Annotated in this window: 26 protein-coding genes and 5 tRNA genes; 13 read left to right on the top strand and 18 right to left on the bottom strand. The window is 40.8% G+C overall.

Annotated features, from left to right (window positions below; translation table 11 throughout):
* Nucleotides 1-473 precede the first annotated feature (473 nt).
* From BCG07_RS17855 to nth, 13 genes are all read left to right on the top strand, one after another.
* A tRNA-Asn gene (locus BCG07_RS17855) sits at nucleotides 474-550 on the top strand.
* Nucleotides 551-571: 21 nt separating this feature from the next.
* Nucleotides 572-648, top strand: a tRNA-Asn gene (locus tag BCG07_RS17850).
* 21 nt (nucleotides 649-669) lie between these two features.
* Nucleotides 670-746: transfer RNA gene (locus tag BCG07_RS17845), tRNA-Asn, on the top strand.
* A gap of 24 nt (nucleotides 747-770) precedes the next feature.
* Nucleotides 771-847, top strand: a tRNA-Asn gene (locus BCG07_RS17840).
* 24 nt (nucleotides 848-871) lie between these two features.
* A tRNA-Asn gene (locus BCG07_RS17835) sits at nucleotides 872-948 on the top strand.
* A gap of 152 nt (nucleotides 949-1,100) precedes the next feature.
* Nucleotides 1,101-3,044 carry an EAL domain-containing protein gene (locus BCG07_RS17830; protein ID WP_138741164.1) on the top strand — a complete coding sequence of 648 codons (1,944 nt, stop codon included), beginning with the start codon at nucleotides 1,101-1,103 and terminating at the stop codon, nucleotides 3,042-3,044.
* A 270-nt stretch (nucleotides 3,045-3,314) separates the two neighbouring features.
* A complete protein-coding gene (gene rsxA, locus BCG07_RS17825) occupies nucleotides 3,315-3,896 on the top strand; it encodes an electron transport complex subunit RsxA (RefSeq protein ID WP_008134172.1) in 582 nt (193 codons plus the stop codon).
* A gap of 1 nt (nucleotide 3,897) precedes the next feature.
* Nucleotides 3,898-4,452 carry an electron transport complex subunit RsxB gene (gene rsxB, locus BCG07_RS17820; RefSeq protein ID WP_006794774.1) on the top strand — a complete coding sequence of 185 codons (555 nt, stop codon included), beginning with the start codon at nucleotides 3,898-3,900 and terminating at the stop codon, nucleotides 4,450-4,452.
* An 8-nt stretch (nucleotides 4,453-4,460) separates the two neighbouring features.
* Complete coding sequence (gene rsxC / locus BCG07_RS17815; protein ID WP_286891353.1) at nucleotides 4,461-7,007, top strand: electron transport complex subunit RsxC; 2,547 nt, start codon at nucleotides 4,461-4,463, stop codon at nucleotides 7,005-7,007.
* The gene (gene rsxD / locus BCG07_RS17810) at nucleotides 7,004-8,062 is read left to right on the top strand and encodes an electron transport complex subunit RsxD (RefSeq protein ID WP_006794772.1); all 1,059 of its coding nucleotides are present in this window, start codon (nucleotides 7,004-7,006) and stop codon (nucleotides 8,060-8,062) included. Before rsxC ends, rsxD begins: the two co-directional genes overlap by 4 nt.
* Nucleotides 8,059-8,700, top strand: a complete 642-nt coding sequence (rsxG, locus tag BCG07_RS17805; RefSeq protein WP_006794771.1) for an electron transport complex subunit RsxG — start codon at nucleotides 8,059-8,061, stop codon at nucleotides 8,698-8,700. The genes rsxD and rsxG overlap by 4 nt, the downstream gene beginning before the upstream one ends.
* Nucleotides 8,697-9,395, top strand: a complete 699-nt coding sequence (locus BCG07_RS17800; protein WP_006794770.1) for an electron transport complex subunit E — start codon at nucleotides 8,697-8,699, stop codon at nucleotides 9,393-9,395. The genes rsxG and BCG07_RS17800 overlap by 4 nt, the downstream gene beginning before the upstream one ends.
* Before the next feature lie 41 nt (nucleotides 9,396-9,436).
* Nucleotides 9,437-10,099, top strand: a complete 663-nt coding sequence (gene nth / locus BCG07_RS17795) for an endonuclease III (RefSeq protein WP_010557532.1) — start codon at nucleotides 9,437-9,439, stop codon at nucleotides 10,097-10,099.
* A gap of 363 nt (nucleotides 10,100-10,462) precedes the next feature.
* On the opposite strand, the gene BCG07_RS17790 is transcribed toward nth, so the two are convergent.
* From BCG07_RS17790 to BCG07_RS17705, 18 genes are all read right to left on the bottom strand, one after another.
* Nucleotides 10,463-10,678, bottom strand: coding sequence for a GDCCVxC domain-containing (seleno)protein (locus tag BCG07_RS17790; protein WP_076916053.1), 216 nt, complete (start codon nucleotides 10,676-10,678; stop codon nucleotides 10,463-10,465).
* Nucleotides 10,666-11,055, bottom strand: a complete 390-nt coding sequence (gene merC, locus BCG07_RS17785; protein WP_024601094.1) for an organomercurial transporter MerC — start codon at nucleotides 11,053-11,055, stop codon at nucleotides 10,666-10,668. Before merC ends, BCG07_RS17790 begins: the two co-directional genes overlap by 13 nt.
* Before the next feature lie 65 nt (nucleotides 11,056-11,120).
* Nucleotides 11,121-11,498, bottom strand: coding sequence for a MerR family transcriptional regulator (locus tag BCG07_RS17780; RefSeq protein ID WP_010557530.1), 378 nt, complete (start codon nucleotides 11,496-11,498; stop codon nucleotides 11,121-11,123).
* 332 nt (nucleotides 11,499-11,830) lie between these two features.
* The gene (locus BCG07_RS17775; RefSeq protein WP_010558023.1) at nucleotides 11,831-12,871 is read right to left on the bottom strand and encodes an IS630 family transposase; all 1,041 of its coding nucleotides are present in this window, start codon (nucleotides 12,869-12,871) and stop codon (nucleotides 11,831-11,833) included.
* Nucleotides 12,872-13,144: 273 nt separating this feature from the next.
* Complete coding sequence (locus tag BCG07_RS17770; RefSeq protein ID WP_024602002.1) at nucleotides 13,145-13,495, bottom strand: hypothetical protein; 351 nt, start codon at nucleotides 13,493-13,495, stop codon at nucleotides 13,145-13,147.
* A gap of 50 nt (nucleotides 13,496-13,545) precedes the next feature.
* The gene (locus BCG07_RS17765) at nucleotides 13,546-13,917 is read right to left on the bottom strand and encodes a heavy-metal-associated domain-containing protein (RefSeq protein ID WP_008109666.1); all 372 of its coding nucleotides are present in this window, start codon (nucleotides 13,915-13,917) and stop codon (nucleotides 13,546-13,548) included.
* A 10-nt stretch (nucleotides 13,918-13,927) separates the two neighbouring features.
* Nucleotides 13,928-14,350, bottom strand: coding sequence for a hypothetical protein (locus BCG07_RS17760; protein WP_004589270.1), 423 nt, complete (start codon nucleotides 14,348-14,350; stop codon nucleotides 13,928-13,930).
* Nucleotides 14,334-14,999: a methyltransferase family protein gene (locus tag BCG07_RS17755; protein WP_004589269.1), complete on the bottom strand. Its 666-nt coding sequence runs from the start codon at nucleotides 14,997-14,999 to the stop codon at nucleotides 14,334-14,336. Before BCG07_RS17755 ends, BCG07_RS17760 begins: the two co-directional genes overlap by 17 nt.
* 91 nt (nucleotides 15,000-15,090) lie before the next feature.
* Complete coding sequence (locus BCG07_RS17750) at nucleotides 15,091-15,327, bottom strand: DUF2933 domain-containing protein (RefSeq protein ID WP_024605467.1); 237 nt, start codon at nucleotides 15,325-15,327, stop codon at nucleotides 15,091-15,093.
* A gap of 9 nt (nucleotides 15,328-15,336) precedes the next feature.
* Nucleotides 15,337-15,690, bottom strand: coding sequence for a cupredoxin domain-containing protein (locus BCG07_RS17745; protein ID WP_004589267.1), 354 nt, complete (start codon nucleotides 15,688-15,690; stop codon nucleotides 15,337-15,339).
* An 11-nt stretch (nucleotides 15,691-15,701) separates the two neighbouring features.
* On the bottom strand, nucleotides 15,702-17,945 hold the full coding sequence (locus tag BCG07_RS17740) for a heavy metal translocating P-type ATPase (protein ID WP_004589266.1): 2,244 nt from the start codon (nucleotides 17,943-17,945) through the stop codon (nucleotides 15,702-15,704).
* A gap of 101 nt (nucleotides 17,946-18,046) precedes the next feature.
* Entirely contained in the window at nucleotides 18,047-18,460 is a 414-nt protein-coding gene (locus tag BCG07_RS17735; protein WP_004589265.1) for a MerR family transcriptional regulator, read from the bottom strand.
* A gap of 306 nt (nucleotides 18,461-18,766) precedes the next feature.
* Nucleotides 18,767-19,189: a hypothetical protein gene (locus BCG07_RS17730; protein WP_004589264.1), complete on the bottom strand. Its 423-nt coding sequence runs from the start codon at nucleotides 19,187-19,189 to the stop codon at nucleotides 18,767-18,769.
* Nucleotides 19,190-19,855: 666 nt separating this feature from the next.
* Nucleotides 19,856-20,722 carry a copper resistance protein B gene (locus BCG07_RS17725; protein ID WP_028834968.1) on the bottom strand — a complete coding sequence of 289 codons (867 nt, stop codon included), beginning with the start codon at nucleotides 20,720-20,722 and terminating at the stop codon, nucleotides 19,856-19,858.
* Nucleotides 20,719-22,542: a copper resistance system multicopper oxidase gene (locus BCG07_RS17720; RefSeq protein WP_286891340.1), complete on the bottom strand. Its 1,824-nt coding sequence runs from the start codon at nucleotides 22,540-22,542 to the stop codon at nucleotides 20,719-20,721. Before BCG07_RS17720 ends, BCG07_RS17725 begins: the two co-directional genes overlap by 4 nt.
* A gap of 27 nt (nucleotides 22,543-22,569) precedes the next feature.
* On the bottom strand, nucleotides 22,570-23,040 hold the full coding sequence (locus BCG07_RS17715) for a YybH family protein (protein WP_008467847.1): 471 nt from the start codon (nucleotides 23,038-23,040) through the stop codon (nucleotides 22,570-22,572).
* 15 nt (nucleotides 23,041-23,055) lie between these two features.
* Nucleotides 23,056-23,943, bottom strand: coding sequence for a CopD family protein (locus BCG07_RS17710; protein WP_028834969.1), 888 nt, complete (start codon nucleotides 23,941-23,943; stop codon nucleotides 23,056-23,058).
* Between the two features lie 19 nt (nucleotides 23,944-23,962).
* The coding region (locus tag BCG07_RS17705; protein WP_286891332.1) for a copper resistance CopC family protein at nucleotides 23,963-24,330 on the bottom strand (368 nt) is incomplete at its 5' end.

The following is a 24,330-nucleotide window of genomic DNA, read 5'->3' as shown; positions in this document are numbered from 1 at the left end:
TTATTAAGCTAACCTGTTTTCAGCATTTATAATTGCAAGTTATTGATTGTATTATTTATGAGCACCTTTGCTTTTACTTGCGTATATGGTTAGGTGCTAAAATTACAAACGTTTAAAAAGCATACGCTTTAGATTTTATTACTTAGGATTAAAAATACCCTAACGTCAGGTTTTTGAGTATAAATAGTTAAAACCAAGAGTCAGTATTTTTAAATTTTGTGTTTTACACAGACCAAATCATTTCAAAGTCGTATTTTATTTACTCAATTGGCTATAGCAAACGATCACTTAGCGCTAGTTTACCACTGATGGTTTTATTGAAAGGCCAATAAATGGTTTCAAATAAAGCTATAAAACACGCAGATTGCACATAAAAACAACGAATAAACCTCTTTTTTTAATTTATGACTTTTATATGTTGACACTTTGCAGCGCGGTCATTAATATTTCGCCCCGTTGAAGGGCAAGACGCTTCCCCCTTAGCTCAGTTGGTTAGAGCGACGGACTGTTAATCCGCAGGTCCCCCGTTCGAGTCGGGGAGGGGGAGCCAAGCTTTTTAACCATAAACGATTCCCCCTTAGCTCAGTTGGTTAGAGCGACGGACTGTTAATCCGCAGGTCCCCCGTTCGAGTCGGGGAGGGGGAGCCAAGTTTATGTATATGATGTAGTTCCCCCTTAGCTCAGTTGGTTAGAGCGACGGACTGTTAATCCGCAGGTCCCCCGTTCGAGTCGGGGAGGGGGAGCCAATATCATACAAGTCAAAATTTAGTTCCCCCTTAGCTCAGTTGGTTAGAGCGACGGACTGTTAATCCGCAGGTCCCCCGTTCGAGTCGGGGAGGGGGAGCCAATATCATACAAGTCAAAATTTAGTTCCCCCTTAGCTCAGTTGGTTAGAGCGACGGACTGTTAATCCGCAGGTCCCCCGTTCGAGTCGGGGAGGGGGAGCCAATTCTCAACAATTCCATAGACATTTACTACTATTTCCACTACCCTTCTACTCTAGAACTAAAACATTGAAAAAAAAACTAATAAATGTTGCATTTAGTTAAATAATCAAGGACTTGATTCCTTTCCTCTGTAATATCAAAAAGATTGAAAAAATGGCTGGATTTAAAAAACTTATTTTAATACAAATAATATCTTGGTTATTGTGTGTTGCAGCAGGAAGCTACTTCATTTCAGTGGGCTTTGATAACGCGGTGAGTGAAGCACAAAAAAGTGCTCAAGTAACCGTTAGTAAGTATATAAATGAGCTGTCTATAGACGATATTTCTGCAGAAAATTTAAAAAAATCAATTGCAAACGGCAATACCTTTTCAAACTTCACGCTTAGAGATTATCAAGGCGCGGAAGTTTTCAGTGTTAATTCGTCTGAAGAGTTGCCAGCATTCGCCGAGTTTATTCAGTCTCAATTTAACTCTATACGCCCCCAATTTGCTGTCAACGATGCAGCAGATGTAAAAGTAGAATTTACGCTCAACATTCAACAACTAGCTTCGCAGCTACAAACGGCCCTCTTCATAGTAATACTTATATCTGCGGTGTTGGTGATCATTCCTATCATCTTACTTAAGTCAATTTTTTACCAGCTGAACAAAAATATCAGCACTACGGTATCTGACATCATTGATATTTATATTAACCAAAACCAAGTTGATGACGATCTACAAACTGCACTCGATGGTTCTAGTCTCAAAAAGCTGGGGAAAGATTTAGTTCCAAGCTTTAACCGGTTATCGCACTTTTTAAAGTCTAAAAGTCAAGATATACAAAATGCAGCAATGAGCATTAAACAAGAAGCCTATAAAGACGTTATCACTTCTTTAGGTAACCGAAATATGTTTGTTGAGTATTATGAAAAGCATATCGAGAACTGCGAGCAAAGTACGTTTGGCTCGTTAGCTATGGTGCGCTGTAGTGAGTTACAAGCAATTAATCAAAGCCGTGGCTACCAAAAAGGTGACGAGTACGTAAGGGGTGTTGCTGATATAATTAAACACTTGAGCGGCACTTATACTGGCAGCCAATTGTTTAGACTAAACAGCTCTGACTTTGCTGTTATTTTACCGCATACACCGCTTAAAGAAGCTGAGCGCTTTGGTGAAAACTTACAGTCCCGCTTTACTCAATATCAACAAAACCAAGAATTAAGCTCTGTGGCTAATACCGGCATTGTGGGTTACGAAAAAGGTAAACCATTAGGCGAGCTGCTTTCGGTGGTTGATAACGCAATGAGTATGGCTCAGTCTAAGCAAACTAATGCATGGCACGTACAACGCGAAACCGATTTAGTTAATAATGTAAGCGCAGGCTTTGGTAACCAAAACTGGCGTAAAGTAATAAACGAAGTTATTGAATCAAAGCGCGTGCATTTAGTAATGCAAAATATTATGCCTTTGGGTAAAAGCATTAAGGCATACGCCGAGATACAGGTTAGGTTTAAAACCGAAGATAACCAAATGCTCCCTACTGCATCGTTTTTAGCCATGGCTGAAAAACTAGATATGGCAATAGAAATTGACCGCCTTATTATTGACTCATCGCTTGAAAAAGTGAAAAGCCGTAACTTATCCGAGAAATTCTTTGGCTTAAATGTAACGGCCTCAAGTGCACATAACGATCAGTTTGTAATTTGGCTAGAGCGTCGCCTATTAAAAGATACCCATATCGCTTCTAAACTCGTTTTCGAAGTAAGTGAGTTTGGTTTACAACAAAATATTAAAGCCAGTAAACGCTTTATTGATATGGTTCACCGAGTAGGTGCACGTATTACCGTTGAGCGATTTGGTGTCGGTTTAACATCATTCAAGTTTTTCCGTGATTTAAAACCCGATTTTATAAAAATGGATGCCAGTTACACTCGCGGTTTAGAAGACGATAAAAATAATCAATACTTTATGCGTCTAATGGTAGATCTAGCACACAGGATTGGCGTGAGTGTATTTGCCGAAGGTGTAGAGAGCCAAGAAGAAAAACACATAATAGAAACCTTGTGCTTAGATGGCGTTCAAGGCTACTACATCGAAAAGCCGAAAGATATTTAACCCCCTATTTTAAAAAAGAGCACTCGTTGCTCTTTTTTTGTTTGTGCCCTTCCCCTTTATTTAGCGCTACGGTGATCACTGCTCCCCTTAAATTAGTATGATTAAAGTCATCATGTTAAAGAAAAAAGTATGTCTAACTCATAGGTCAATTACATCATTATTACTGTTAGTTAATTTAATAATGTTTATTTAAATGATAATCACTGCACATGTTGTTAATCAGAGCAGAAAAAAGGATAATACACGGGACTTTAAAAGCGCGAGGCTCGCATGACTGAATATGTATTGTTATTGATTGGAACCGTTCTAGTTAATAACTTTGTGTTAGTACAATTTTTAGGCTTATGTCCGTTTATGGGTGTATCAGGAAAACTTGATACAGCAATCGGCATGTCATTAGCTACCACCTTTGTACTTACGCTTGCTTCAGTAACTAGTTACCTGGTTAATCAGTATATTTTAATCCCTTTGGATATAGAATTTTTACGCACCATGAGCTTTATTTTAGTTATTGCCGTTGTAGTGCAATTTACAGAAATGGTGGTACGTAAAACAAGCCCTACACTCTACCGTTTATTGGGTATATTTTTACCACTTATTACTACAAACTGTGCGGTACTGGGTGTTGCTTTACTTAATATAAAAGAAGACCATTCGTTTTTACAATCAGCAGTGTATGGTTTTGGTGCTGCGGTTGGCTTTTCATTAGTGCTCGTACTATTTGCAGCGCTGCGCGAACGCCTTGCTGCTGCTGATGTTCCAACACCTTTTAAAGGTGCCTCTATTGCTATGATAACCGCCGGCCTTATGTCTATGGCGTTTATGGGTTTTACCGGATTAGTGAAATTTTAATATGACCTTGTTTTATGCCTTAATTGCGCTTGGCTCACTCGCGCTGGTTTTTGGGTTAATTTTAGGCTTTGCTGCAATACGCTTTCGCGTAGAAAGTAACCCCATTGTTGAACAAATCGATACCATTTTACCGCAAACGCAATGTGGTCAATGTGGTTACCCAGGCTGTCGCCCCTATGCAGAAGCAATTGCCAATGGGGATGAAATTAATAAGTGCCCGCCTGGTGGTGAAGCCACCATGAAAAAGCTTGCTGGCCTGATGGGCGTTGATGAGAAACCCCTTGCCGGTGGAGAGCAAGCCGAGCCAATTAAAACCGTTGCATACATACGCGAAGACGAATGTATTGGCTGTACCAAATGTATTCAAGCCTGCCCTGTAGATGCCATTGTAGGTGCTACTCGCCAAATGCATACTGTTTTAATAGACGAATGCACAGGTTGTGATTTATGCGTTGAGCCCTGCCCTGTAGATTGTATTGATATGCTACCGGTTGCTGAAACAAAACAAAACTGGAAATGGCAGTTAGATGCTATTCCTGTAACACAAATAGATTAGAGGTTTGAGTGGAAAAGTTACTTGAACAAATACAAAAAGGTACTGTTTGGCAATTTCCTGGCGGCGTGCATCCTCCACAGCAAAAATCACTTTCTAACGGTGCAAATATTGCTCGCCTTCCACTACCTGACAAACTTGTAGTTGCGCTAAAACAACACATTGGCGCTAATGGTAAATTACTTGTAGAAAAAGGCCAACGCGTACTTAAAGGTCAAGCCTTAACTAAACCCGTTGCTAACTGGTCTGTACCAGTACATGCTCCTAGTTCGGGTGTTATTACAGAAATAGCGCCAAAGCCCTCGGCTCACCCGTCTGCACTGCCAGAGCTAAGTGTTGTTATTGAGCCTGATGGAAAAGACGAGTGGTGCACACTTAACCCAATAAGTGAGCCAAAAACACTAAGCCAAACTGAGTTAGTTGATATAATTCATCAAGCGGGTATCAGTGGCATGGGTGGCGCTGGTTTTCCAACTTATATCAAGGCCGATACAAAGCAAAAAATAGACTTCTTCATTGTCAATGCTGTGGAATGTGAACCCTATATAACCGCTGACGACACACTAATGCGTGAGCACGCTGCTGAAATTATCCAAGGCATCGAATTAATGCAGCAACTTTTAGACCCAACAATTTGTATTGTGGGCATAGAAGACAATAAGCCAGAAGCTATTGCTGCAATGACTAAAGCGGCTGAACATAACAACAAAATTATTGTTCAAACCGTGCCAACAGTTTACCCCTCAGGTGGCGAAAAACAACTAATAAAATTGCTGACTAATCGTGAAGTACCCAGCATGGGAATTCCTGCTGATATTGGTGTACTCATGCACAATACAGGTACCCTTTATGCCGTACAACAAGCTGTTTATGAAGGGAAACCTCTTATAGAGCGAGTGGTTACAGTAACGGGTAACACTATACACAAACCAGGTAATGTATGGGCTTTATTAGGTACAGAAATCAAACACCTGCTCGACTGCCAAGGGTTTTCGCCAGTACCACAACAACGTGTTGTAATGGGTGGCCCAATGATGGGCTTTACATTGCCCACCGTACGGATTGGTGTAATTAAAACAACTAACTGTATTTTAGCCCCTGATCATAAAGAGCTTGCAGAGCCAGGACCTGAAAAAGCCTGTATACGCTGTAGTGCGTGTGCAGACGCGTGCCCGGCTTCGTTACTACCGCAACAATTACAGTGGTTTGCAAAATCTAAAGAGTACGACAAACTTCAAGAACATAACCTGTTTGATTGTATTGAATGTGGTGCCTGTGCGTATGTGTGCCCAAGCGAAATCCCACTTGTGCAATATTACCGAGTGGCTAAAGTTGAAATAAAAGAACAACAAGCTGAAAAAATAAAAGCAGATAGAGCAAAAGAACGCTTTGATGCGCGCAAGGAGCGTTTAGAGCGTGAACAAGAAGAGCGTAAAAATCGTCATAAGCGCAAGGCACCAGCTAAGTCTGATGATGAAAAGCAAAAAGTAGCGGATGCCCTTGCCCGTGTTAAAAACAAATCGAACGATGGGAATGAAAAGTCAGCCGTTGCTGCTGCAATAGCTCGCGCAAAAGCCAAAAAACTTGAAGGCCAAAATACAGAGATTGAGCCAGATAATAGTGAAGTCGCTAAAGAGCGTGCACTGCGCAAAGAGCAAGCTCGCAAATATAAAGAGCAAAAAGAGCTTTCTGAAGACGCTACAACCCCTGACGACAAAAAATCCGCAGTCGCTGCCGCAATTGCTCGCGCTAAAGCTAAAAAGGCAGCGCAAGCACAAGGTGCTCAAACTAATCCTGATGATGCCAATACTGCACCAGCTGATGATAAAAAATCAGCCGTAGCCGCTGCAATTGCTCGTGCTAAAGCTAAAAAGGCAGCACAAGCTGCTCAAGCTAATACAGATGATGCCGATACAGCAGCGCCTACTGATGATAAAAAAGCGGCTGTAGCTGCCGCGATTGCACGCGCTAAAGCTAAAAAAGCAGCTAAAGCACAAGGGGCTCAAGCAAATACAGATGATGCCGATACAGCAGCGCCTAATGATGACAAAAATGCGGCCGTAGCCGCCGCAATTGCACGTGCTAAAGCTAAAAAGGCAGCGCAAGCACAAGGTGCTCAAGCTAATATAGGTGATGCCGATACAACAGCATCTACTGATGATAAAAAAGCGGCTGTAGCCGCTGCAATTGCTCGTGCTAAAGCTAAAAAAGCCGCTAAAGAAGCTGATAAAATAGAACAATTGGACGAATCGAACAGTACTGTAGAACAAGCAGACAATGTTAAATCTGAAAGCTCAGAAGCAGACTCACCAGCAGAGAACAAAAAAGCGGCTGTAACGGCTGCTATTGCCCGTGCTAAAGCTAAAAAAGCGGCAAAAGAGGCGCAGCAAACACAAAGCGATGAAGATACTGATCAAGTGGCGATAACTGAGCCTGAAACGCCAAGTGAAGCTACCCCAGAACAAACCGCCGCCGAAAAGAAAAAAGCTGCAGTGGCCGCCGCTATTGCTCGCGCCAAAGCCAAAAAGTTACAAAAAGAAGGAAATGATCAGTCATGAAATTAACCATGGCCAGTTCGCCGCATAATCATAGCCATAAATCGCTAACACGATTAATGCTAACCGTTATTGCTGCGTGTATTCCTGGACTCATTGCTCAAGTTTTCTTTTTTGGTACAGGTGTACTTATTCAACTCGTCCTTGCTTTTGTGGCTGTCACAGCTTTTGAAGCAGCAGTAATGCTAATACGTAAGCGCCCTGTTTGGCCTGCATTAAGTGATGGCAGCGCATGGTTAACCGCGGTGTTACTTGCCTTGAGTATTCCACCATTTGCACCGTGGTGGATTGTTATTATTGGTTGTTTATTTTCCATAGTGATTGTAAAGCAGCTTTATGGTGGCTTAGGTTTTAACCTATTTAACCCCGCTATGGCAGCTTATGTTTTGCTACTGGTATCGTTCCCTGTGCAAATGACTGCGTGGTTACCTGTTACAGATCTAGCAAGTAACCCTATTGGCTTTACAGAACAATTACGGCTTATTTTTACGGACTTTACCTCTACTGGTTATAGCTTAGATCAAGTACGTGCTGGTGTTGATGGCACTACAATGGCAACGCCACTAGACACTATCAAAACAGATGTAGCTCATGGTTTAACAGTGAGCGAAAGCATGCAAAAGCCTATTTTTAACGAATGGGCAGGCCAAGGTTGGATGTGGGTTAACCTTGGTTTTTTAGCTGGCGGGTTGTATTTACTAAAAGAAAAAGTAATTAACTGGCATATTCCTGTCAGTTTTATTGGTAGCTTAGCATTATGCAGTGCTATTGGTTACATAGCGGCACCGGGCACAGAGCCGGGTACTGTATTTCACTTGCTAAGTGGCGCAACTATGATGGGCGCATTTTTTATTGCAACCGACCCAGTCTCGGCCTCAACCACAAATAAAGGTCGCTTGATTTACGGTGCACTAATTGGGTTATTTGTTTATTTAATTCGTACCTTTGGTGGTTTTCCTGATGCGGTTGCCTTTGCAGTACTATTGCTAAATATTGCAGTACCACTTATTGACTACTACACACAGCCACGAACTTATGGCCATGGAGCAGTAAAATGATTGTTTCATCTATGGCAAAAAACGGCGCTATTTTAACTGCGTTCGCCCTTGTAACTACTGGGCTAGTGGCAACTATTGATGCACTAACGGCTGATAAAATTGCAGAGCAAGAGCAACTATACTTAACATCACAATTGCACGAAGTACTTGACCCTAACACCTACGACAATGACTTGTCGAAAGACTGTATCGTTATTAAAGATGAACGACTAGGACCATATAATTCGCAAGTTATCTACCGTGCACGAAAAAATAACCAACCAGTCGCCCTTGTTGTTAGGCACGTAACACCAAACGGTTACAGTGGCGATATAAAGCTTTTAACCGCCATATTACGCGATGGAACTGTAGCGGGTGTGCGAACCACTAAACACGAAGAAACACCAGGGTTAGGCGACAAAATAGAAATTAAAAAGTCATCATGGATCACCACATTTAAAGGCTTAACGGTGCACAGTGAAGACGATAACCGCTGGGCTGTGAAAAAGGATGGCGGCCAATTTGATCAGTTCACTGGAGCAACAATTACGCCTCGTGCAGTTGTAAATTCGGTTAAAAACGCCGTATTATTTGCGCAAAATGAGTTTGATACTATTTTTACAGCCCCAAATAGCCAGTGTGAAGAGGTAACCCAATGAGTGAATTAAAAACACTTTACAAAGAGGGGATGTGGGTAAACAACCCTGCTCTTGTTCAACTTTTAGGGCTTTGTCCGTTGCTTGCTGTGACATCGACTGTTACAAACGCACTGGGCTTGGGCCTTGCAACACTTTTGGTATTAATTGGATCAAATATAAGCGTTTCTATTGTACGAAACTGGGTACCAAAAGATATACGTATTCCCGTTTTTGTAATGATCATTGCAGGGTTTGTAACCATTGTTCAATTACTGATGAACGCCTACACATTTGGACTTTATCAATCGCTGGGCATATTTATTCCACTAATTGTAACTAACTGCGCAATTATAGGCCGCGCCGAAGCGTACGCATCAAAAAATCCAATTCATTTATCTGCCTTTGACGGATTAATGATGGGACTTGGATTTATGCTTGTACTCGTTGTACTGGGTGCAATGCGAGAACTCATTGGCCAAGGTACGTTATTCGACAGTGCCGATTTATTACTGGGTCCGTGGGCACAAAGTTTACGCATTGAAGTGTTTAGCTTTGACAATCAGTTTTTGCTTGCTATTTTACCACCTGGCGCATTTTTAGGGCTTGGGTTGCTCATAGCCGCTAAAAATGTGATTGATGCACAAATAAAATCAAAACAAATTGCACCGCCAGAAGCCGAAAAAGGCCCTCGTGCACGTGTTACCAGTTTAACTTAAGGGGAAACGTACTGCTTTTTAAGTAAGTACGTTTAAGTTATATGAATAAAGAAAAACGCTACCAAATACTTACACGCTTGCGCGATAACAACCCAAACCCAGAAACGGAGCTTGAATATTCAAGCCCGTTCGAGTTGCTTGTTGCTGTCACACTGTCAGCGCAAGCCACTGATGTTGGTGTTAATAAAGCAACCCGAAAACTATTCCCTGTTGCTAATACACCACAAGCCATTTTAGATATAGGCCACGATAAACTCCGTGATTATATAAAAACCATAGGCTTATTTAATTCTAAAGCTGCCAACGTTTATAAAATGTGCCAAATATTGGTAGATAAACATGATAGCATCGTACCTGAAAACCGCGAAGCCCTAGAAGCCCTACCCGGCGTAGGTCGAAAAACAGCAAATGTGGTACTCAACACCGCCTTCGGCTGGCTAAAGGATAATGAAGGTAGATACTTTTTAGCAGTAGATACTCACATCCAACGTCTTGCAAACCGTTCGGGTTACGCTAAAGGTAAAACTGTTGAGCAGACAGAACAGGCCATAATTAAAAATACGCCAAATAAAAAAGAGTTTATGTTTAACCTCCATCATTGGTTTATTTTACATGGGCGCTATACGTGTACAGCGAGAAAACCAAAATGTGGAAGCTGTATAATCGAGGATTTGTGTGACTATAAAGAGAAAACTGAGTCATAGCTAAGAGTAGTTACTTTTTAGTTAGTATAAACCTTTTAACAGCCACATTTTTTAGTTTCCATTTAATAAGTTGGCTATTTGGTTCTCATATGAGCCTTTATTAGGCCAGCACCAGTTAAATTGAAAATTTGCGTTAACTTAAGAATAATTTGAATTTAAGCAAGGTGTTGCAATTAGATTATGATTTATTAATTAGAGCCCAGCTTAAACCTAAAATTTAAATACAGAATTCATTGGAAGCTATTTCTGGTTTGTGCCAAAAGCAGCCCTTGAGTGACTTAGTGATAAAGGCTGCAATGATACGATTGCTGACATTTCACTATTTCTTTTTATGCCTTCTCATTGCCATTAATAGACTGTCATTTAGCTATCGCAACAACTTTGACCTTCTTGAATTGGCGGGCATTTCACTGTTCCATAAGAGCAATATACGCAACAATCGCCTTTCAAAGGCTTTAGGAGAACTTTGCAAGATTCACATTCATAATACCACTGGCAAGCGTTGGTTGGCATTTCTTCAGTTTTACTGAAGCCACACTCAGGGCAAGTAATGGTAGAATTTAACTCTATACTTTGCATGTTTGCTCCTTCAAAGGTTTAACAATGTCTAATACGGACATTACAATCATCAAACAAATACCTACATAAAACAAATAAGTGCTCCATTCGTATTGCCATAGTGGATAGAGGGTTAACAAAACCGCTATAGGGCCAATAACCCCAAGAATACCTCTCGCATGATTTTGGTTTTTATACCAGTTATACAAATTTACCAACAATGCCAGAGTTGCAAATATAGGTAACAAGGTATTTACAGCAATTCCCTCAAAGTGAGAGAGAAAGCCTAATCCTAATGCTGATGCTAACGAGCCGAGTGCGGGGAAGCACCCCGTACAACTAAGAGCCGCAAGCCAAACACCACCTGAGCTAACTTTATCTAAAATCTTATTAATCATTTTTAACGTCTAACATTATTTGAATGATTTGAGTATGAACTCCGTAGGTAGGTACGGAGTCAATACTATTTTAGCGAATCGATTATTGGGCAGTGGGATTGATCGTTATTGTTGCGGCATGAATTAGTCATTTCTTTTATGACGACTTCTAAGCGTTGAAGGTCAGCTATCTTATTTTGAATTACGTTCAATTTCAGCAAGCCTAGGGATTCTACTTTGGCACAATCGCCATCCATTGACATCAATGAAGCCACTTCTTTTAGAGTAAAGCCAAGTGCTTTGGCCTTACAGATGAATTGTAATTGTTTGGTGATTGAGTCGTCATAGACACGATAACCATTTTGAGGTTTTTGAGGCTGTTTTATCAAGCCTTCCCGCTCATAAAACCGTATAGTTTCTACGCCTATATCAAGTTCTTTAGCCAACTTGCCTATTGTTTTCATCGTCCAACCATAAAATCAACTTTAATCATGACATTAGTATATCAATACGAAGTAAAATTGCTCGAACTACAATGACTGGTTTTCGCTCTTTTGAGGCATTCGCCTCAACACGTTTTGGGGCAGAAACGAGTTAATCATGAATGACTGCTCATGGCACTTAGCCAAACTTCGGCAAAGAGCGAATAGCGGACATCAACGTTCACTTCAGCATTACCGAATACTGAACGGTTTTGAGCTAAAGTTTTTGCGCGGCACATGGAAAAGAACTGCGTAGAGTTTGGTGCCAGATGCAAGTCCATGCTAGGGATTTACTGCTGACTAAATAACTGATCCTAATTGTGATACACCTGCTTCAAGCCATGCTTGCCACCTGGGAACGGAGCCGCTGTGTCCATAAAGTGGTATACCTGCTCCAGTAAGTCATCCATGTTCTTACACTGATGGTTACGGGTTATCGTTTCATGCAACGCATGCCATAGCTTTTCAATTTTGTTGTGCCACGGGCTGTATACCGGTAAAAACAAGAGCTTGAACTTTGGGTTCTCATTCAGCCATTTCTGCGTTTTTTTGCTCTTATGGATGATGTAATTATCCACAATTAGCGTGATACTTTTCGCTCGCCGGTATTGCCCTTTCAGTTGCTCCAACAGCGCAATAAACAAATCACTGGTCTTGCGCTCACCACCAACATAACTGATTTGTCCTGTCTGGCTGTGCAGTGCCCCCGCCAGATAGTGTTTCTTATTCTGGCCGGGTGTAGCTACCTTACGCTGTTTACCTTTAAAGCCCCAGTCGGCACCAATCTTCGGATTCAGGTGGATATCCACCTCATCCTGATAAAACACCGGATGGTCCACGCTGCAATTTTCAAGTGCCTCCCGCATGGCTGCTAACTTAGCTTCTTTATCTGGGTCTTGGATATACAGCGTCGGTGCCGCACGACGCCAGACGATGCCGACTTGTGGCAACCACCGCCTGAGAGTTGAGCTATGAATAACGATACGGTAAAGCTTATGCAGTAGCAGTGCGAATAATTCACTACTCCAACGCGACCGCTGATAACCCAGTGTCCTGGGTACATGGTTCACCAACAGTTTTAAAACACCGCAGATAAAGCCTTTGGGCTGACTTGGTGGTCGCCCAGCACCCTTGGTTTTAAGGCCATCTATACCTGCTGCTTCATACCAGGTTACCCACCGGTTTACTGATGAACGGCCTGCTTGCAAAACACGGGCTACTTGCGACTTGGTTTCACCTTTTAGCACCAATAACACCGCATTTGCCCGGCGGCACAGGTCTTTATCTCGGGTTTTATGTACAATTTTCTTCAAGCGGCGGGTTTCTGCGCCGTATAAAAATGCTATTTTGTTCATACTCAATGCGGTTGTTGATTGGTTATGTTTGGCGACTGATCTGATCGCGCAAACCGCATTGAGTTCCCTTCCTCGGGTGATCTACTATTTGGAACAGCTATTTAGGATGCCAGCCCATACCTTTCTAATTCATATGTAACATTTTTTCTGTCGTACTGGCATCAAGATAACCAGAACTGAGCAAACAATCTCAAAGGTTGTACAAAATAACACTAAAGTTTTTTCATTAAGTTTTATTGTTATGCTCTTGTGGTGGCTTTCGCCACCACTTTATTAGTTTTCAAGTTCCACCATATCTTTCGCTGCAATGTCACCAGACACTAGCTTTACAGTTGCGAAATGATCATTCACAATTTTAGTAATTTGTACCGTTCCTACCTTTTCGATAGTGTAGGGATCTTCACCTTCACTCAATACTATTCTTTCATGGAATCTAATAACACTGTATTTTTGCCCAACCTCTGCGCCATGCTTAGCACCAATACAGATTAGAGTTCGATTATCAGAACTTTCTACTACCTGACCTCTCACCATGTATTTATGATAAAAAGTGGTATTGGAACAACCCACTAAATATAAACCGAATGTAAGCAATAAAAGAGCTTTTATATAGGGTGTTTTCATCACTGTTACCTCATTTGACTAACTAATTATCTATACACTTTTTTATGAATTCATTTGTTTTTCCGGCCAGCCCCCGAAGGTGCTTGATGACAACTCCAAGGCTTATGAACAGAGTTATCTTTGATGTTCTGATCAACAAATTTATAGTAACTTTCTTTAGTATGTGTCCACCAATCATTATGAACATCTGCGCCATACTTACGGATTACCTCCTCAATCCCATCAAGGCTTACGTTTGCGGCATCATAGGCAAGGTGTATTTCACCTTCTTTGATGTTGTAACTAACTTCATCTATACCAAAAAGCTGATCTATTTCTTTTACTAACTCGTCACAGCTTTCTTCTGTGACATTGCTAAGCTTTAGATTTCGAACAACTAAATTTTGCTCTCTAACGCCAACTCTATGATTTAAATCGCTCATAATTTTTCTCCTAATGTTTGTGTGAATGCTGTTGATTGCTATCTTTCATTTCTTCCATTTTGCGGTTCATCTGCGGCATCATGTTCCCCATCATTTCTAAATGATGTTCAGCCATCTTGATTTGTTGATGCATTGGCATTTCTTCCATGTTTTTATGCATGGATTGCATCATCTTCATCATTGAACGGTGATGTTCAACCATCATCTGCTGTTGCTTTTCAGGATCTTTTTCAGTTTTAATGACATGGACTTCCTTTTTCATTTCCATCATCTTTTTGTGCATTTCTCCCATGTTCTCATGTGGTATTGCCATGCCTTGATGCATATCAGCTTTGTTCGCACCTTCATGTTTATGCTCATTGTTTTGGGCAAATGAGCTAGTGGTTATCAGTAGTGAACTAATAAATAAAATTGATTTAGTTAACGTTTTCATGATTTTTACCTTCTACACTTTTATTAAAATTTGGGATCCAACTCGGTGTCGATTCCATATACCTGTGGTACTCCGAACCAAACTCAGCAATCGCTTGTGCTTCTTCGCGTTTCGCTAGCTCGACGTAAACAACGACTAAGATCGGAAACATCGCAAGTGTTGGAATTGTCGGCCACTGCAATAAAAAGCCGAACATGATTAGAATGAAAGCTACATACTGTGGGTGGCGACACCTTGCATACCATCCAGTTGTAGCCAATTGATGATGTTTTTGCGCGTGATGCAATACATTCCATGCTGAAGACAACATAAAGAAACCTGCAACAATAAACACCATACTCACTATATGAAATGGGTCCCAATGGGCATCACCTTGAAATCCAAAGAAAGTATGTAATAAATGCCCATTTTCATGCGCAAAGAAATTTACTTCTGGATAGGTCTCCGTCAGCCACCCCGACAGAAAATAGATAGTTAAAGGAAAGCCATACATTTCAGTAAATAGGGCAACAATAAAGGCAGAGAACGCGCTTAGACTTCTCCAATCAGTTGATGTTTTTGGTTTGACAAAACTAAAGGCAAAAAAGATAAAAATTGCTGAGTTCAGTATCACCATTGACCATAAGCCATAATCATATGTTTCATTCATCACTGCTCTCCTTTTTATGTGATTCCTTACGTGCCTTTTCTAACCCTTGTATGTAGCCATCGTGATAGGCTGCATTTTTATCCGTGAGTTCTTAAGAGCTCTCTTCCTTTTTTTCATCAGGCGCATGTGAATGATCGTGACCATGTTTACCATGACTGCCATGCATAAATACGTGCATCAAGGGGCATAGCAATAAAATCAAGTAGGGAAGAAATTGCAGCATATGTTGACCATGCTCAAGCACTAAGAAGTAGGTCACTGCGGCAATAAGTGCCAGTGCAGCCCAGCCTGTAGGTGTTGACCAAAAATTAGTGTGTTGATTTTTCATATTGCCCTCCTAAACGACTTTTAAGACACCGCGATACATTTGCATCTGACAGTGAAACTCATGCTCTCCCGGTGATAAGTTCAATAGGGTAATTTGAGTAATTTCATTTAATTTAAGCTGTTCGCTTATATCCAATGAAGGAATAAGCATTGTTTCAGCGCAGGGGGATTGATCTTTGCGCATAAACTTCAGAGTGACAGGTTGGCTAGCAGACACCTGAATTGAGGATGGGGAATACACACCATCCCTCACTTCAATGAGTACTTCATTACCTTGAACGATTGTTTTATTGGGTTTATATAGCCAAAACCACCAAACAATCAGCGCGATTAACATTAAGCCTAATAAGTTAATAACCATCATTGTGATTCTCCTTAATGCTCTTTTGCTTTAAAAAAGCGAAGTCGATTTGCATTTGACACTACAGTCAATGACGAAAACGCCATTGCAGCACCTGCAATTACAGGGCTAAGCAGAATGCCAAAGAAGGGATATAGAACCCCCGCAGCAAAAGGAATCCCGGCTACGTTATAGACAAACGCGCCAAACAAGTTTTGTTTGATATTTCGTAAAGTAGCTTTGCTTACCGCTATGGCATCAGCAAGGCCATGAAGTGAACCACGCATTAGGGTAATGTCAGCACTTTCGATAGCTACATCAGTCCCTGTGCCTATGGCGAAGCCAACATCGGCTAACGCTAGCGCAGGAGCATCGTTGATGCCATCTCCTGTCATACCAACAATTTCGCCGCCTTCTTGTAGCTCTTTCACCTTGTTGGCTTTATCTTCTGGCAGCACTTCAGCAAGAAACTCACTAATACCCACTTTTTTAGCTACGGCGGCAGCGGTTTCCTTGTTATCACCCGTTAACATGATGACGCGTATACCATTAGCCTGAAGCCGTTTGATAGCAGAGATTGAGTCTGACTTGATAGGATCTGCAACAGCAATGATTGCTGCAAGTTCACCATCTACAGCAAAGTACATAGGTGTTTTGGCTTCTTTGGCTAAAGACTGTGCTTGTTCAACAAAGCCTGTGAGGTCTATGCCTTTTAACTTCATTAGTTTATCGTTTCCGAAAAGCAGGGCTTTGTTGTTGCAGCTTGCTTCTACACCAAAACCCGTAATGGCGTTAAAGGCTTCAATTTTTAGTAACTCAATATCCTGATCTAACGCACTTTCAACAATCGCTTGCGCTAAAGGATGCTCTGAGCCGCTTTCTAAACTTGCTGCAAGCTGTAGTACGTCTTTTTCGTCAGTAGCTTTTGCTAAAATAATATCGGTTACCTTAGGTGCCCCTTCAGTAATAGTGCCCGTTTTATCTAAAATCATGGCAGTGATTTTAGAGGCGGTTTGCAGTGCCTCACCGTTGCGAATAAGCACTCCGGCTTCTGCTGCTTTTCCTACTCCCACCATGACAGACATGGGTGTTGCCAAGCCTAAAGCACACGGGCAGGCAATAATAAGCACAGTAGTTGCTGAAACGATGGCAAAAGCAATGGCTGGCTCAGGTCCAAAGTTAAGCCATGCTAGCGCACTTAACACAGAGGTAATCATCACGACAGGTACGAAAAAAGCTGAAATAACATCGGCCAAACGGCCAATCGGCGGTTTTGAATTTTGTGCTCGTTTCACCATATTGATGATCTGTGCAAGCGCCGTGTCTTTACCAACGCGTGTGGCTCTAAATAAAATCATGCCTGATTTGTTCAAAGTACCTGCGACAACCTCATCTTCTTCAGCTTTTTCAGCAGGCATAGGTTCGCCTGTCAGCATGGACTCATCAATAGAGGTGTGTCCTTCCAATACCACGCCATCGACGGGAATTTTTTCACCCGGTTTTACCTTCACAATATCGTTAAATAAAACCTGCTCAATACCTATCTGAACTTCTTTGTTGTCACGAACCACGGTTGCTGTTTTGGCTTGCAAGCCGATAAGACGTTTAATGGCCTCAGAGGTTTTACCTCTGGCTTTGATTTCTAATGCTAAACCTAAATCAATTAAGCCAATGATCATGGCGGTAGCTTCAAAATAAACATGCCGTGCCATCAATGGAACAGCGTCAGGTGCAAACACGACAACCATCGAATACAACCAAGCCGTGCCTGTTCCTAAAGCAATTAGGGTGTCCATATTGGCTGAATGATTTTTGAAGCTCTTCCATGCTCCTACATAGAAATGCTTGCCTGAAAAATACATAACACCAAAAGTTAAAATGCCTACAACCAACCAAGAAATTCGTTCAAGGTTTGTTTCAACCGTCATTTCTCCAACTACAATGCTGTAGATCATCAAAGGAACGCCGAGTGAAAGGGCAATAAACGTATCGCGCATTAGCTTCTTATAATATGCCCAATCAGCCGCCTCTTTCTCATCAAGCGCATCTGTTGCTGAGCTATCATCAATTGGCTTCGCGTTATACCCCACTGACTCAACAGCTTTGATCAATTCTTTTGTTTTAGCTGTCCCATAAACTGTTACTGTCCTATCAGCAAAATTCATTTCCGCACTGACGACTCCAAGAGTTGCCTTCAACGCCCCTTCAATTTTGCCTACACAGCTAGCACACCCAGCACCTTCAATGATAAGCTGTTGGTTATGTGATACTTTCTCCAACGTATTCTCCTTACTTTTACACGAAGAGGATTGAGCTTTTGCCTGACAGCAACAGCCTGATTCAGTTTTTATATTTGTGTTAGTAGCCACCCTTTTTCCTCCTATGCTTTTTTTATTTGCTCAAAGTTTTCGATGAGATGACAAACCATGTTTGCAGTCGGTGCTTTGTCTTCCATTTCTTCCCATCGAGAAAGCGCAGAAGACATTTTTCCTCGAAGTGCCAACATTGCTTGAAACTGCTTTTCTGTTTCTTCAAGCCGCTCTTTGATCAGGCTTCTGACTAATGGGCACGCACTTTTACCATCTTCAGATTCATTAATAATTTCCTTGATATCTGCAACAGAAAAACCAAGGTTTCTGGCACTTAAAATGAATTTAAGTCTCGATACTTCTTTATTCGAGTATGACTTGTAGCCGTTCACTGACTTAGCAGGTTTTAACAATCCCAATCGCGAGTAATAGCGCACCGTATCAGCAGTCGTTCCAAGGCTTTTTGCCAGCTCTGCAACTTTCATGTTCACTCCTTAGTTCTTCACCTAAGTTTGTAATCTCACCTACAGCTTAGACCTGTGTCTAAGACACAGGTCAAGTGATTATTCGTGATTAATAATGCAAAAGCTAAAAACTAATTTTTGGTAAAAAGAGGAATCTCGGCCAAAATCGACAGTATTAATTACTGTAAATGGCAATAACTTGAGCATTTTCATAATGCCTTTCCAAATATCGTACTAATCGTTCAAAACAATTGATTATTTAAATCAATGAATAAGTCATTCTATTTTTGATGGGAGTGGCGAAAAAAAGACGCACTGATCCTGTGATTAGCCAATAATTGGTGGACGATAAAGTAAGAGATGGATACCAGATTTTGGTAGGGGTGTACGCTGTAGAATTAGCTCAGAATGAATATTGCAAATACCTTCGTCTTGCGCTTCCACAAGATAGGCATTTAAATGAAAGCTTGTACAAAAACCGCCTTCACAACAAACACAATCACCAGCTTTACATTTTTCACAGTCTTCATCACCATGACGGTTTTTAGAATCTTGCGAATTTTCAGTGTGATAGTGACTATTGTCAATCATTGATTGATGATGCATATTTTTGCTTGGTTGTATAATATGCGTGTCGGATGAGCCATTATGATGCTCTTCACAATTCATTGGTTTAGCAATAGCAAAGCCATGCTGCGTAAGCAACACAGTTATTATTACTATTTTAAACCACCTGAAAAGTCCAAACATTTTAATTCCTTATTTATCACCTACAATATTAGCCACTTTATAAAAATAATTTTATGATCTTGATCAACCTTTGAACTAAAACCTAAACTTTTTACTTTTTACTTTTTACTTTTTACTTTTTACTTTTTACTTTTTACTTTTTACTTTTTACTTTTTTAAACAGCTTAAACTTCACAAGTATAAAAGGGGTGTCTAATTTATACTCATGAGATTGAAGCCAAGCATGAGCACCATTAAAAGAAATAAAAACCCTACGCTCATAACTAGGTGTTGAGTAAGGGATCATTTTTCCAATTGTTCAGCTTTAAGCGCAGTACTTTGCAACAATCGGTTCTATCCCGGGCACATCCAATTCCCGTTCATCAAAAGTGATAAAATGGCCTATTGTACGTCTTTCAATGGCGATGTTTTTTGCCTTTACTCTTTAACCTTAACCATTCGCCAACTTTACTTCTTAGCTGATATTCCACCTTGATAGGTATACACCAGACTGGCACCGACTGAAAACAAGAAGTAGCTTACTATTACTGCTCTTAGTTCTTTCCAAAAAAACTATTAGCTAGGCCTTTCCTAACATAACTAAAATGGTTTAAATCCCAAAAAACGAAAGCTACCATCAATATAGTTGCGGTAGCTCTCATCAAGTCAATATAGTATTTCTTCATATCAGAGCCAGAACTTGATACCTGCAACAAAAGCAGTATCACGAGTACTTTGCCCATTTAACTTCGCAAAGTCGGCTGTATTACCAAATTTATTTGTCCACTCAACGCCAACATAGGGAGCAAACTGGCGGGTAAACTCATAACGAACCCGAAAACCAATAGCACTGCTAGACAAGCCACTACCAAGGTTATTTTGGACGTCATCCTTACCGTAAAGCGTCAACTCTGCTCGTGGTTGAACAATTAACTTTTGAGTAAGTAATAGCTCATACTCAGCTTCGATCGAAAATGCACTATTACCTTGCTCTCCTAAATACGCAGTCATATCAATTTCAAACCAGTAGGGGGCTAGACCTTGTAAACCAAAAGCTAGCCATTTGCGGTTTTCACCTTCGTTATTGTAATCAAGTCGAATACCGACTTGTGTATCCCAATAAGCAGATATTGCGTGGCCCCATAGAAAATCTGTTTGGTTCTCCTCTAAATTACCTTCGCTAAAATCTCCTTCAGTTTTGATGACTAATCTATCAAAAGTAGTGCCATACCATGCCTGAAAGTCAAAAACACCTGCGTTTGTTTGCTCATTATATTCAAGACGATCCCCTAGTAGCGCGTAAAATGAATGCTCATCTGCCAAAGTCAGTCGTTTGTCGCTACTGAGTGCATAAGGGCCTTCAGTCAAAGTTGTACCTGCTGCATAAGCATGGGGGTCTCTAGCATCTTTAGGTGCATCTCCACCTTGTGCTTGCATTTTAGAATCACCCATCTCAGTCATCTCATCTTTTGCAGATACAGATACAGATACACTTATAAGGGGCAAACCTATTAATAATAGTCTTAACGTATTGGTTAGTATTAATTTTTTCATGATACAACTACCTCTCTAAACATACCTGCATCCATGTGGAATAATAAATGGCAATGCCATGCCCAGCGACCTACGTCATGAGGTGTTGTTAAAAAACTAATTCTTTGCGCTGGTTGTACAGGGATAGTATGGCGACGAACCTGTACATCACCTTTTTCATTCTCCAAATCGCTCCACATACCATGCAGGTGCATGGGATGTGTCATCATTGTATCGTTTTGTAAAATAACTCTTAAACGTTGATTATTCTTCATGTGAACTGGCGTGCTTTTTCCAAATTCCAAGCCATCAAATGACCAGCTATAACGCTCCATGTTTCCAGTTAAATGTAATTCAATTTCAGCCTCTGGCTCTTGCTGGTTTGTAATTCCCTCAAGAGAATGTAAATCTGCAAGTGTTAAAACACGGCGTCCATTTTTACGTAAACCTATACCGGGATCATCAAGGTTTGTTCTAGGCATATCAACACGCATATCAACAGAAGCTCCATACTCTGTTTTTGCATGACGCACTTTAGTGCTAGCAACAGCTAATGGGTTTTTAGTCATTCCATGTTTACTATGATCCATTGCCATCGCTCCATGACCCATTGCACTATGATCCATTTTATTAGAATTCATGCCCGACATACCTGCCGTATCAGCCATTGTAGAATGCACACTATCATGGGTCATATTGCCCATCATATCTGTCATCGTTAACCACTCAACGGGGTCTAAAGAAGGTACTGGTGCATCAACGTTAGGTGCCATTGATAAAGTACCTTTAGCATAACCTGAGCGATCCATGCTTTGTGCAAAAATCGTATATGCATCATTTTTTGGCTCGACAAGTACATCATAAGTTTCACCGGGACCAAATCTAAATTCATCTACTGTCACAGGTTCAACATTTTGTCCATCAGCTTGTACAACTGTTAACTTCAGCTCAGGTATTCTTACATCAAAAAACGTATTGCTAGAACCGTTAATAAATCTAAGCCTAACCTTTTCGCCAGCTTTAAACATTCCACGCCAGTTTGTCAAAGGCGCACAACCATTCATTAAAAAAGTCATTGCAGATGCTGATAAGTCTGCAAGATCTGTAGGGTTCATTCTCATTTTATTCCACATTTCCCGGCGTTGTAGCGCATTTGAAACGCTGCTATTTGAAATGTCATCAAAAAACTCTGGAACAGTAGGTTGATTAAAGTTAAATACATCGCCCTGTACTTTTAACTTGCGAAACAAATCCATTGGGTCATCATCAGTCCAATCAGACAATTGGATGACATGCTCATTGTCAGCACTAATAATATCCTTTTCTCTTGGCTCAATAATTAATGCGCCGTACATACCTGTCATTTCTTGAAAGCCACTGTGTGAGTGATACCAATATGTGCCGCTTTGTTGCAGCTTAAATTTATAAACAAAGGTTTCACCCGGCATTATACCTTTAAAGCTAATACCCGGTACGCCATCCATTTGATACGGAAGAATGATCCCATGCCAATGAATTGAACTCGGCACTGATAATTTATTAGTTACCCTGATAGTAACGTCATCACCTTCTCTGAGGCGCAAGGTAGGAGCTGGTATTGAGCCATTGATTGTTGTAGCCATTCTTACAACACCTGTGAAGTTTACGGGTGACTCATCTATCACTAAATCTATTACTTCTCCACTTAGTTCGGGCGCAGTACCTGTTGAAGTTCCAGCAATCAAAGATGAAGCTGCATGAAGAACACTTGGAAAAGCAGCTAATACACCGCCAGCAATTACACCTTGTACAAAGCGTCTACGTGGCGTAGAAACTTGATGTAATGGACTTTTAATTCTCATTTTGTACTCCGTTATTTAACCAATAAATTAATGTGACCAATGAATGTGCTTAATCTTCCATTCACCATTTTGTTTTTCCAGCACCATCGTTTCCATGCCTTGATAATCGCGTTCAACACCTTTATGAGTACCTGTAGTTTGACTACGCGACGCAGAGATAGCGGTATTTCCAAGTATCGTCACTTGATGTTCAAGTGTGTCGCTCTTCATCGCTGCTAAATACTTCATATCCGACAACATATGATGATGAGCATATTCATCAGCGCTCCTTTCAACGCGGCCTCCCTCGAAAATGGTGACATCATCCGCTAACTGCGCTCTAGCCTGTTTTTGATTGCCAGTTTCAAGTGCTTGATGAAATGCCAAAACAACTTTTGCGGCAGGGGTATCTATACCTTTAAACAAACCTTTGTCTTTGTTCTTATCACCATGAGCGTTTGCTGCGAAACTAAACGTCATTAATAAAACGAGTAATATATTTATTGTTTTCATTTTCATTCTCTCTTTTAGGTTTTAATTTGCAGGGCCAACAACACTAGTAAGCCCAGCCGTTACAGATAAAATGGCAAAAGCTACTACCATTTCTATCGAGATAGATTTAGATAAAGCCTCTCTGCCTTGACTATTTTTAAGTTGTGGAACGAGTATTAGTTTATGTTTAGCAGCAAGTGCCAAAATAGACACTACAAGGGCCAATTTAAACAACAGTGTTTGTCCGTAACTTGAGCTTATTAGTGCATCAAGACTTCCGACCAATTGAATCACGAGCCAGAGGCCTGCTACCAACAATAGGCTCAATGTAAAACTTGCTTGTTTGCCAAAGCTTTCCATCAGCAAATGAAGTTCTGCATAACTTAGCTGATGGCAAGCCTGTTTTAGTGGCAATAACGCCCCAAACCACCATGCCATAACGAGCACATGCAAAATAAGCAAGCCTTTTTCAATTGTGCCTAACTCAGAAATATGACCCAGTAACGTGAATGAGTATGCAAGGATTAATAAACTCAACATTAAAGCGCTTTGTTTTAAGTACGAGTTCACAGCGAGTTTGAACCTTAAAGCTAAAGCGATTATTGCGGTAACTAGCCCAAGCGCTCGAAGCAAAGCTCCAGTGCCGACAGAGGAGTCCCACATAATAGCCAATATATCAGCGTCTATCGCCCCCTGAATTCCCTCTTCTGCCATTGCACCAGTACTGGCAAAGAACCAAGTAATATTAGCGATCAAAGCCATAGCTATATAAGTTCTTGTCCACGTTAAATTCGCTATTACAGTATTAGTATGAGATTCATTATTCTCAAATATTTGCCTGAAAAATGTATAACCAGCAATACAGGCAAAGCCGACGTAAAATACAATTTTTGACAGTACAATGACTGTATTCCAGATATACATTTCCATATCAATCACACCGCCTATTTTAGTGAACCATAAAGCCGAAGCTATGTTTCATTTTATGACCATCGTTACCTAAGAAGGTTACATCCACAGCATAGTTTGCAGGAGCTAATTTAGGTAGTTTCCATGTAAATTTGCTAGTAGCGACTTTAGAAGGCTCGAATCCAAATTTAAATTCTTCGCCTTGTTTATTGGCCAATGAAACTTTTACAACACGTACCTCTTTGGTGAACACCAAAGTTAACTCTTCTGGAGGATTCATTAGCATTGCATTATCAGCAGGCACACTTTTTTCAAGATGCACATGCGCAAATACCGCACTACTAAAAACGACACTGATTACGGTTAAAAATTTAATTAGTTTTTTCATATTTACCTCTATTTTAGTTT

Source organism: Pseudoalteromonas sp. ESRF-bin5 (genome assembly GCF_002632075.1).
Lineage (GTDB): Bacteria > Pseudomonadota > Gammaproteobacteria > Enterobacterales > Alteromonadaceae > Pseudoalteromonas > Pseudoalteromonas marina.
Note: the sequence above shows the minus strand (reverse complement) of the source record. Positions and strands in the feature narration are given on the sequence as shown.